The sequence below is a fragment of the Methylophilus flavus genome (assembly GCF_042678905.1).
Taxonomy (GTDB): Bacteria; Pseudomonadota; Gammaproteobacteria; order Burkholderiales; family Methylophilaceae; genus Methylophilus; species Methylophilus flavus.
Map to the genome: position 1 here is coordinate 19094 of NZ_JBHTLN010000007.1, position 11571 is coordinate 30664.

Below are 11571 nucleotides of genomic sequence, written 5' to 3' on the forward strand. Positions count from 1 at the left end.
AGCGTGCGAGCGAATGGAGTAAAGACATGAATCAGGGCATCTATCAACTGGTATTCAGCAAAATTCACCATGCCATGGTGGTGGTGTCTGAAGTCGCTTCGTCTTGCGCTGGTGAAGGGCGTACACGTGCACGTCGCGCTGCAGGCATGTGGCTGGCGTTGAGTATGCTGCCAGGTCCCTGGATGGTGATGTCTGCCTGGGCGGATCTGCCGGCTGGCATCCAGATCCGTGATATTGTCAATGAATCAACCAAGGTGCTCAGCTCCACCACCAATCAGATCACTTTCCAGCAATTAAAACCCCAGGCGATCGTCAACTACGACAAGCTGAACCTGGGTGCAGGGCAGCAGTTCAATGTGAATATGCAGGCAGGCTGGTCTATGCTGAACCGCGTGCATAGTGTAGATCCCAGTGTCATCAATGGCAATGTGAACGCTGCGGGTAATATTTATTTTGTGAATGCCAATGGCGTGATTATTGGCAAAGACGCTGTTTTCAATGTAGGTTCCCTGTTCGCCGGCACCCTCAATATCACCGATGAACTGTTCCAGTCCGGTTTCATTAATGATAGCGGGTATAACAGCGTGTTTGAGCTGGTGGATACGATTAACCTGACACCAGACCAGGCCGCAAAAGTAAACAACGCTGAGGTGCGTGTAGAGTCTGGTGCGCAGATCAATGCAGCCAAAGGCGGAAAGGTGATGTTATTTGCACCTAAAGTTACAGTTGAGAAAGATGCTGTCATCAAGACGCCTGATGGCCAGACTATTCTGGCTGCGGGTAAGAAGATCTATCTGAAAGGCAGCCAGGATCCTGCAGGTATGCTGGTTGAAGTTGCTTCAGGCGGTACTGCCACCAATCTTGGTAAAATCGTAGCCGAACGAGGCAACATCACCATGATGGGACTGGCTGTCAATCAAATGGGTACCGTTTCTGCGACAACGTCTGTCCGTGCCAATGGTTCTATAAGGCTGATTGCGCAGGCGGATGCGAACGTAGTGAATGGGTTGGCTGATGAGCGTCGCGACGGCATCGTGACTTTAGGAAAAGGAAGCGTCACGGAAGTCACCCCTGAAATGAATGATAAAGAAGAAGTGTTGGCGTCTTTAGCGTTCAAGACTTCTGATATCAATATACAGGGCAGCCTGGTGAATATTGATGGCATGGTCAGCGCAAAAGGTGGCAACGTCACAGTGAGCAGCCTATTTGATGCTGCCTCCGTATTGAACAGCACGGTGGCCCGACGTATTCATCTGGGTGAGAACGCCACCATTGATGTATCAGGGGTCGATGCCACCGCATCTATGGACCGTTTTCAACTGACAGTCCAGCTGAACTCCGATGCCCTGAAAGATAACCCTATCCTGCGCGGCTCCAACCTGTTTGGCAAAACCGTTTACGTGGATGCGCGTAAAGGAACAGATTTATTTGACTTGCAGCCCTATATTGATTCGACACGCATGGCCACTGTTGCCGAGAAAATGACCAATGCAGGGACAGTTAAATTAACAACTTCTAATGAAATCATTGCTGAAAAAGGGTCTACCATCAATGTTTCAGGGGGTTCTACTACTTATAAAGCTGGTTCATTAAAAGAGTCGCAACTGGTTTATAACGGTAAACTGGTGCCGATATCGCAAGCCAAGGCCGGAGTGGCTTACAGTGCCATAGGCGACACAAAAAAGGTGATCGACCCTAAATGGGGGACTACGAGCACCTATACATTAGGCAATTTAACCAACAGGGTGGCCAGCTTTTTTGAAGGGGGTAATGCCGGCGAGGTGCGTGCAGTCTCGCCCGATGCCACTGGCTACGTGCAGAAACTGGTACTGGATGGTTCGCTGTTGGGTAATGTCAGAATCAGTCAGCAGCAGTTGCTTTCACAAAATATTCCTTTAGGCGCTTCCCTGATTGCCAGTGCCCGTAATCTTGATATCGAAAAATCAGTACAGAATTTATCGGATAACTTCGCGTTTGGTGAAGAACTGGCTGGTGGAGACGATTTTGTTTCACGCATCAGCAGCAGTTTCCTGCGTCAGGGATTTAACCGCGTCGATTTGCAAAATGTAAAAACCCTTAACGTTAATACTGCACTGACACTGGATCCGATGAGCACCGCTGCATTCAATGCTGCGGCTGCCTTAGGTGATGATACGAACAGGTGGCTCACATTGGGCCGTGCAGGGGATACTGTTGTTAATATTAACCAGGATATTACCGCACATGGGATCGATGTCCGTCTGAATGCAGGCGTGACACGTATCGCAGATAATGTAACCATTTCTACGGCAGGCAATTTCGTCAATAATAAAACCGGGATCAGGGGCGCATTAACTCAGCAAACAGCGGAAAACGCCGGTAGCATTCAGGCCGGTATCGTAGAGTTCGGCCAAAATGTAACCCTTGATACTTCAGCAGGGGCCTACGTAGATAGCGGCGGTACGTTACATAATGGCCAGGCTGACAATATCAGCTTTACTACAAAAAGCCAGTTGCCTTCTAATTTAACGCTACGCGCCTATGGATTTGATAAAGGCGGTGAACTCAGTATCCAGTTTGGTGAAGGAACACAAACCAACCTGCATATAGGTGCCGGCAACATTGCGACTGATGCACTGAATTTTAGCCTCGCTAACAGTTTCTTCAGCCAGGGTGGCTTCTCCAAATATAATCTGGGTGCTTTCAATATCCATGTTGGTTCCGAGAATATGGGTGCCACCAGCATTGTCCATGGCGTTGCACAGAATCTGCAGGTGAAGTCAGGATTCAATAATGCTGCCAGCACTGACAATATCTTTTCTGTAACCCGGCTGGTCACCCGCCCAGATTATTTACGCCAGGCAGTTTCTTTTGATTTTGCAACATACCGTGCGGGCGATGATTTGGGTGTGTTGACCGTACATGAAAATGCACATATCAAGACAGATATCGGTGGCAACGTACAATTGTCAGCGGGCAAGCAGGTCAATGTGCTTGGGGATATCACTGCTAAAGGCGGAGATATCACGCTAAGAATTAACGATGAAGATTCAGCCCTGCCCGAAGATCCAAGCCAGATGGTGTTTGTTGGCAGTAATTCCACGCTGGATGTATCGGGGGCAAGTTTCCGCTTGCCGAATTCACGTAGCGGTCTGGAACAGAATCAAATCGTTAATGCTGGCACCATTACCATCAATAGTGCTGATGGCGAACAAAAAGGGGCTGTGGTCATCAAGCAGGGTGCATTATTAAATGTATCTGCCGCCAATGTTGCCACCCGAACACTGACAAACCGCGGTTATATCACCGAAACACTTTACGGTGATGCAGGCGAAATTAATTTATTTGGTTATGGCAGCTTGCTGGTAGATGGAAAGTTATCAGGCCAGGCGCAAGGAACAGGCAGAGGCGGGAGCCTGAACATGTTCTTTGAAGCGGTCCCTTATCCTGCTGATGATTTCAGTACCATGTATGTAAATGGCAGCGGCCGTTTCCATGTCACCAATGACTTGCAATTATTAGCCACTAATATCCAGGCAGGCGATGCACTCAAGACTAGCGGTCCGGTCACTCCGTCTAGCGGCCAATTACAGCGCGCTCAGATCTCGGCGGCACAAATCGAGTCCGGTGGTTTTGACAATGTGCGCATGGGGAGCTTTGACCAGAATGCCACAAATGAAACCAGCCAGATGCTGCTTGCTAGTAATCTGGATTTGAAGGTGGCCGGCAATCTGCGCCTGGACACTCCGGTACTGCAAGTACTGGATAATGGTCACGCCAAACTCACCGCAGGTCATTTGCAGTTGCATAGCCGTAAAAACGATGTTGACCCGGCAGTACTGACCGGCAGCGGCGAGCTCACAATGAATGCCAACCAGGTTTATATTGATGGCCTGGTAGCAACCAGTGGCGTCAGCCGTACCAACCTGAATGTATTGCGTGATATCCATGGCCAGGGTGAAGCGACTTTTGTGCAGGTAGGGCAGGCGGCCACTCAGTCAGGGCTGACTACGCAAGGTCAGTTGAACCTGACCGCCAGGCAGATTTATCCTGACTCGGGTGCAAAACTGACTTTCACGGCAGAGGGTGCTAACAGCCAGATCAATGTGCGCTCCAGTGGATTGGCACCATCCAATGTATTGTCAGGCGGAGGCATCCTGACCTTGCAGGCCAATAAAATCCACCAGGATGGCGTACTCAAGGCGCCATTCGGGCAAATACACCTGAATGCTTCGGAGAGTGTCACACTGGGTGCAGGCAGTTTAACCACTGTTTCCGGTACCGGACAGAATATCCCTTTCGGCATGACGATGTCGGCTGGTGAAGTATTTAACCCCGGTGACGGCAAAACCCGTAACCTGGTGGAAAAAGAGATTTCGATCAATGCGCCTGATACCAAGCTCGGTGAAGGTGCCACTGTGGATCTTTCCGGGGGAGGCGAGTTGTTTGCCTATGAGTGGATCAGCGGCGGGGTAGGCGGTACCCAGGATATCCTGGCGCAACCGGATACCTATGCGCTGATACCCGCCATGACTTCGGAGTACGCTGCAACAGACCGTTTATATAACAACGGTACTACCGGTATCGGACAAACCATTTACATCACGGGTGTGGCAGGTGTGCCTACCGGCACTTATACTTTGTTGCCTGCACGGTATGCACTTGTGCCTGGTGCCTTTGTCGTGCAGCGTAGCGATGCTTCCTTAGTACGCGGGCAGACATCTGCCCTGCAGGATGGCAGCAAGCTGACCACAGGGTATATGGCCGACCTGAATACTGGTGCCAAAGATGCAAACTGGTCTACTTTCCGCGTGATAGACGGCAGTGTGTTCCGGCCAGCTGAAGGTGCCGTTTCCAAAGCGCCTTCCCAGTACGTCATCACCAACGCCAGCAGTTATTTCAATGATCCATCGAATACTGGTGGTGCCGATGTAAAAAATACGCAGGATGCAGGCAAGCTAACCTTACAGGCGCAGCAGTTAGCCCTGGAAGCCAGTGTCGTTGGCCGCAAGATCACCGGTGCAGATGGCCTGATGGTGGATATCAGCTCCAACAGCATTCGCGTGGTCAATCAAAAAGACAGTACTGACAGCACCAGCCTGCAATTGCAGGTCAGCCAGTTAAATGCACTTAACGCTGACAGCATCCTGCTCGGCGGCACCCGCAGCCAAAGCAATAACACCACCAACATCAATACGGTTGCCAATACGGTCAGCATAGAAAATGATGCGAGTCAGGTGTTGCAGACTGGTGAGCTGATGGCGACTGCGACGGACAGTGTGAACGTGGCTGCCGGTGCACAGATCGATACGGGTGCAAAAACTGCAAACCCTAAAACAGTCAATGTAAACACCAGCGGAGATGGTGCTTTCCTTGGGCTGTCATCCAATAACCAGTTGCAATATACACGTACAGGTTCATCTATCAATGCCCAGAGCGGCAGTTTGAATATCGCTGCCAACTCTCAAATCTCGGCGGGCAACTCGCTGGTCATCGATGGAAGCCAGAATGTAACGTTTGACGGGAATATTTCCTTGGCAGATGGCGCAAGTGCGACACTTGGTTCCAACCGCATCCTGATTGGCGATGTGCCCAGTGGTGTGTCCGGCCTGCATGTGAGTGACCAGACACTGTCGCAACTGGATAATATCGCTAACCTGACCTTGAATAGTTACAGTACCGTGGATACTTTTGGCGATGTCTCTTTCGGCAATGACAAGCTGAACCTGACCGTGAATGCAGCAGGGATTGCCGGTCACCTGGCGAATGGGGAAGTAGCTGCACCTGCCAATCAGACCGTGACAATTAATACCAAGACATTTACCTTGAAGAATACGGTAGATGCCACATATGCAGGGGCGGCCGATCCTTCAGGCAGGACATTGCAGGTGAATGCCGAGTCTGTGCATTTGATCGGTGACCCTGGCGGTGCGCTGGAAAATAACGCTGTGGCCGCGGTGGATAAAAATACCATAGGCGGATTTGACGGTGTGCAGATCAATGCCAAGTCCCTGACTGTGGCAGAACGTGGTGCACTGGATCTGCAAGTGAATCAAACACAGCTAAATGTAGGCAGGATCACTGCTTCAAGTTCAGCGAATTACACAATAGGAACTGCCGGGACATTATCCACTACCCAGGGAATTACGACAGGGTTGGCTGCCAATACCAATATCGGTGGCAAGCTGACGCTGCAGGCAGATCAACTTAACGTCAATAGCCGCATTGAAACGCTGGCCGGGCAAATTAACTTGCAGGCGAATACACACTTAAACCTTGGTAGCCAGGCAGTCGTCACAGCCGCGTCAGCCACTAAAACCTACGCCGAAAAAACCACGCATATTGATGCCGGCAAAGTCCAGTTAAGCAGTGGCGGTGATATTGTCACCGATGCGGGCGCGGTGGTGAATGTCAGCGCGCAGGGCGATGCAGATGCCGGTAAAGTCATTGTTTCAGCCACCTCAGGCAGTCTGCAATTGCAAGGGCAGCTCGATGGCCGGGCACTAGGTACAGATAAAGGCGGTTCACTTGAGGTGGATGTCAAGGCTTTGCCTTCTGTCGTCGCCGTTGACCAGCAGGCGCAAGGCTTTAGCCAAAGCCGCAGTTATCGTGTGCGTACCGGAGATGTGGTTGTCGATGGTACTGGTACGCAATCTTTGACTGCGAAACAGGTGACCGTGACTGCGGATCAGGGTGCCATTAACGTTGTAGGTACCATTAATGCCAATAGTGACAAGCAAGGCTCCATCAGCCTGAATGCAAACGGTGATGTTACCTTGCAGTCCAGTGCGCAACTGACAGCAAACTCCTCCAAGGCTGGTGCTGAAGGTGGCAAGGTCATGCTGGCCACCCAGAATGGTGCACTCAACCTGAACCAGGGCTCTACAATCTCAGTGGCTGGTGGTGCGAATGGGTCTGGCGGTACGGTGCATTTACGTGCACCACGTACCGGTGCAGGCTCTGGCAACGGAGTTGCCGTGAGCGCGCTTGAAACCACTATCAATGGTGCAAAATCCGTGACCCTGGAAGCGTTCCGTGTATATAACAATGTGAATGCCCTAACCGCAGGTAATGGTTCAGGAAGCACACTCGGCTACAACACACTTGCCAGTGATGTGACCAGCTTTATGGGAAATCAGGCCGGTATTTTGGCCTCGTTAGGTAAAACCGGCGACAGTCATTTCCATCTGCGTGCTGGTCAGGAGATACGCTCAAACGGTGATCTGGCAGTGAATGCAGACTGGAATCTTTACAGTGATACACGTGCCGGAAATGAGCCTGGAATCCTGACACTGCGAGCAGCCAATAACCTGAATATCAATGGCTCCATCAGCGACGGTTTTGCCACTGCGGCAACGGGTGCCGCCATTGGTATTGGTGACTCCTGGAGCTACAGACTGGTGGCTGGTGCAGATATGGGTTCGGCGAATGTCATGAGTACATTGCCCTCTACCATCGGTTTTGATGGCAATAGCGAATCAGGTAACCTGACTTTGGGCAGCAATAAACTGATCAGGACAGGCACTGGCAATATAGAAGTCGCGACAGGTGGTGATCTTGTCATGGGCGATGCCAACTCCGTCATTTACACGGCAGGTGTCGAGGCTGCTGAGCTACCAGGTTTTACACCTCCAGTCAGTGCGCAACGTCCCTTATACTTGGACAATGGGGGTGATATTTCTTTAAATGTGCGCGGCAATATCAACGGTTCGGAAAATGACAGCCGTCAGGTAATCAATCAATGGCTGTCGCGTCAGGCTGGTAACAATCAGCTGAAAGATGCTTCTTGGTGGATACGAAATGACCAGTTTAAGCAAAGCCTTGGCGCACTTGGAGGTGGTGATGTCACTATCAATGCTGGCGGCAATATTGCGAATTTTTCAGCCTCTGTACCTACTTCTGCCCGTTATGATAACTTCGGTGCCGGTGCTACAGGTAACGGCGTAGTAAATGGTGGAGGTAACCTGAACATTACCGCCGGCGGCGATTTATACAGTGGTGTCTATTTCATTGGCAAAGGTGAAGGGAATATCAAGGTTGATGGCAGTATCACTGCGCAACCAGATAAACTTTATGGCACTGTACTGGCGATGATGGATGGTCAATTTGATGTGAGCGCAGGTAAGGATATGCTGATTGAAGGCACATTGAATCCTACGCTGGCGCCGCAATCCCTGATCAATGCCTCGATCAGACCAATTAATGACAGCACTATTCATAACAGCTATTTCAATACCTACAGCGAAACAGCCTCAGTAAAGCTGAGCGCGCTTACTGGCGACGTCACTTATGCCACGCAGCTAAGTAGTTTGCTCACTCAATCGACCGGATTACGCGAGAATGTTTATGGAGGGATGAGCCTGAACCCTGGCACACTCTCCATTGCTGCACAAAATGGCAGCATTACCGTGGGTCAGGCTTATTTAGTCCCAAGCAGCAAAGGTGATCTTTCATTACTGGCAGACCAGCATATTTCAATTGGCAAATTATTGATGTCTGATGCCAATGTGACAGATATTCCAGGGATGAACAATCCGGTCAGGTCCGCTTTCTTTAGTGGAGATGAAGAATTACTGGCCGATAACCTGCCGTATTTTAATAACCATGCCACCAGCTTGTTACATGCGAACGATTTCCAGACATCCCTGATTGTGACCAAGTCAGGTGATATTCGTGGCTCTGACAGTGCCGTACCTGGCCTAATCTACTTGCCGAAAGCGACGCAGATTGTAGCTGGCCAGGATGTCACTAACCTGAATATCGGGTTGCAGAATAACCGCAGCAGCGATATCAGTGTGGTTGCCGCTGGCCGCGATGTGAACACCAAGAATATTGTGATTGCCGGGCCAGGAGAGTTACTGGTTCAGGCTGGCAGAAATGTTGACCTGATTTATACGGATGTGACCAGTATTCAGGCGACTGGCAGCACGGGTACGAAACAGGGTGACTTCCAGTTCACGCCTGCTTCGCGGGTCAATACCTTGCTGCCGGCGGCAGCAGGATCTTCCATCAGTATGCTGGCAGGTGTGGGTGCAGGGGCCAAAGTACAGGATTATATTGACCGCTACATTGCGCCAACCGGAGCAGGACCTGACGTACTGGATGGTAATGACAGCGGCCTGAACAGCTATAAAGAAAAAACGGCAGCTTATTTGCTGGCGTTCATGAAAAAACTGACAGGGAATAATACGCTGACAGAAGCGCAGGCGTTTACCCAGTTTAATGCCCAGTCAAATGCGATTAAAACCGTATTCGTGAACCGGCATTTAACAACTGAGTTAATCAGTTCAGCGCAATCATTTGCCAAGGCCGGCAATCATGACCGCGGTAATGATGCCCTGGCGGCGCTTTATCCGACCAAGGCTGCAGGCGATATTCTGCTGTTCAACTCCAAGATATCCACTAACAGTGGCGGCAGCATAGATCTGGTAGCGCCTGGTGGCCTGATCAACGTCGGTGTGCCAGGTCAGGGTGGCGATGACATCGGTATCATCACTGAAAAAGGCGGAGAGATCCGTGCGATTGCCGATGGTGATTTCTCGGTGAACCAGTCCAAGGTGATTACGCAATATGGTAGCGACATCGCCATCTGGTCTACCAATGGGACGATCGACGCCGGCAGGGGTTCTAAAACAGCCACCTCTGTGCCCGAGCGTATTGTACAGACAGATGTTTTCGGTAATACCATTGTTGAGGTCCGTGGCGTAGCTTCCGGAAGTGGTATCCGGGCGCAGACTTACGATCCTGATGGCCCGAACGGACCGCAGAAAGCTCCTACGCAGGGTAACGTATTCCTGACTGCGCCGGTTGTGGATGCCGGTGAAGCGGGTATTCAGGGCATTATCCAGATCGTTGCGCCTGTGGTATTAAATGCGGGAAATATCCAGGCAAGCGCCGGATCCACCGGCGTGCCTACCACGACGACTACCGCAGTAGCAGGCCTAAACACAACCACGAATCCTGATTCCGTGAATGCTGCTGCCCAGGCTGTCGCGCAGAGTGTGGCCAATTCTGCAGTGAATAATGCGTTTACGAAGCCGGTATTGCCTTCTATCATTTCTGTGGATGTGATAGGGATAGGCCGATAGACCAGGGAAACTCATTACAAATTAAAGTCTTGCCAGCGATACTGGAAACGCCCACTGACTGTGGGCGTTTTTTTTATTACACAATATCAAGATTTAGTTTGCTGCAAATGCCTTGCGCAGTTCCCCGATCGCAAACACCTGCGCTTCCCTGGCTTTGGCCACCACATCTGCCATGCCAAAGAACTCATGCACTACGCCAGTGTAGTGGCGGTAAGCAACCGGTACGCCATCACTTTCCAGGCGTTCGGCAAACTCCTTGCCCTCTTCATACAGGGGGTCGATCTCTGCCGTGATCACGGTCGCTGGCGGCAAGTCTTTCAAAGAACTTGCTTTATCAGGCAATGCATAAGAACTGTAAGCATCGATAGGTTCGCTGTAATGTTTGAAAAACCAGTTCATCATGGCAGCGTTTAACGGTTTGGCGTTGGCATTATCGATATAGGATGAATTGAACACATTGTTATTCACCAATGGGTAAATCAACAGCTGGTGTACTGGCAAGGTGACATCTTTGTCACGGGCCATTAATGACACCACTGCTGCCAGGTTGCCGCCGGCACTCTCACCGGCAACGGCGATGCGTTTGCGGTCACCATTCAGTTCCTCAGCGTGAGTGAGCAGCCACTGGTATGCTGCAAACGCTTCATTAGGCTGGGTAGGAAACTGGTGTTCCGGTGCCTGGTGGTAATCCAGTGACACCACGATTGCCTGCGCACCTTGTACCAATGCAGTGATGGAGCCTTCATAGGTTTTGGTATCGGCAATCACAAAGCCACCACCATGGAAATACAGAATGACCGGGAAGGGGCCATCGCCCACTAATGGCGTATAAACCTGAGCGGGCACGCTACCTACTGGCCCGCCGGGGATGCTGATGGTGGTTGAGGTGAATAGTTGTGCGCGTGGCGGATGACCGTTATCGGTCAGTATTTTTTTGACTGCATCTGCCGGTGTCGGCTGTTGGCGCGCTTCTTCTGGTGACAAGGTTTCGATTGGTTTGCCACCCAGCGATACAAGTGTGTCAATGACGACTTGCATATCAGGGTCAGCAGTTGGTGGTTCGCCACCCAATACTTTTTTAATCGCCTCCACCGGAGCAGAGCCTTCAATCGCAGGAATGATCCCCGCAACTTTATTGAGCAAAGTGTCGTTTCTTGGTGTTGTCATGACTATCCTTTCCAAGCTTTATCAAGGTGAAATATTAAAGCTTTACCTTAGCCAGATACCTTATTAGTTCCTATCAGGCATCGCACCAATTTAATGTAGGACAAGCTTTACAGGCATTTCTCACGCAGGTCGTTTTTGCTGGCCGACGTATTTGTTTAGTTTTCTAGATTAAGCCTTGAGAGCGCATTTCTTCCAAATGCCTAGTTCCACAAGCTGGTCACTGACCTAAAAATGTATTAATTCATCTGCATTTATCCCTTTTCCCTAGTCCGACCTACCTAGTTTCGTGGCGGCAAACTTAATAATTTCCCCTCGCTAAATTGCTAAATTAATCAGG

At 50.6% G+C, this 11571-nt stretch carries 2 protein-coding genes; one reads left to right on the forward strand and one right to left on the reverse strand.

Translation table 11 applies throughout. The features are described from left to right. Window positions 1-26 precede the first annotated feature (26 nt). Window positions 27-10067 carry a filamentous haemagglutinin family protein gene (locus tag ACFQ2T_RS13380; protein WP_379035260.1) on the forward strand — a complete coding sequence of 3347 codons (10041 nt, stop codon included), beginning with the start codon at window positions 27-29 and terminating at the stop codon, window positions 10065-10067. A gap of 93 nt (window positions 10068-10160) precedes the next feature. Here ACFQ2T_RS13380 and ACFQ2T_RS13385 read toward each other — a convergent pair whose 3' ends face one another. Next, window positions 10161-11234: an alpha/beta hydrolase gene (locus tag ACFQ2T_RS13385; RefSeq protein WP_379035262.1), complete on the reverse strand. Its 1074-nt coding sequence runs from the start codon at window positions 11232-11234 to the stop codon at window positions 10161-10163. Between the last annotated feature and the right edge of the window lie 337 nt (window positions 11235-11571).

Bases quoted from the DNA above. Each gene is read 5' to 3' on its own strand.
- ACFQ2T_RS13385 (WP_379035262.1), bottom strand. From the start codon at position 11,234: ATGACAACACCAAGAAACGACACTTTGCTCAATAAAGTTGCGGGGATC.
- ACFQ2T_RS13380 (WP_379035260.1), top strand. From the start codon at position 27: ATGAATCAGGGCATCTATCAACTGGTATTCAGCAAAATTCACCATGCC.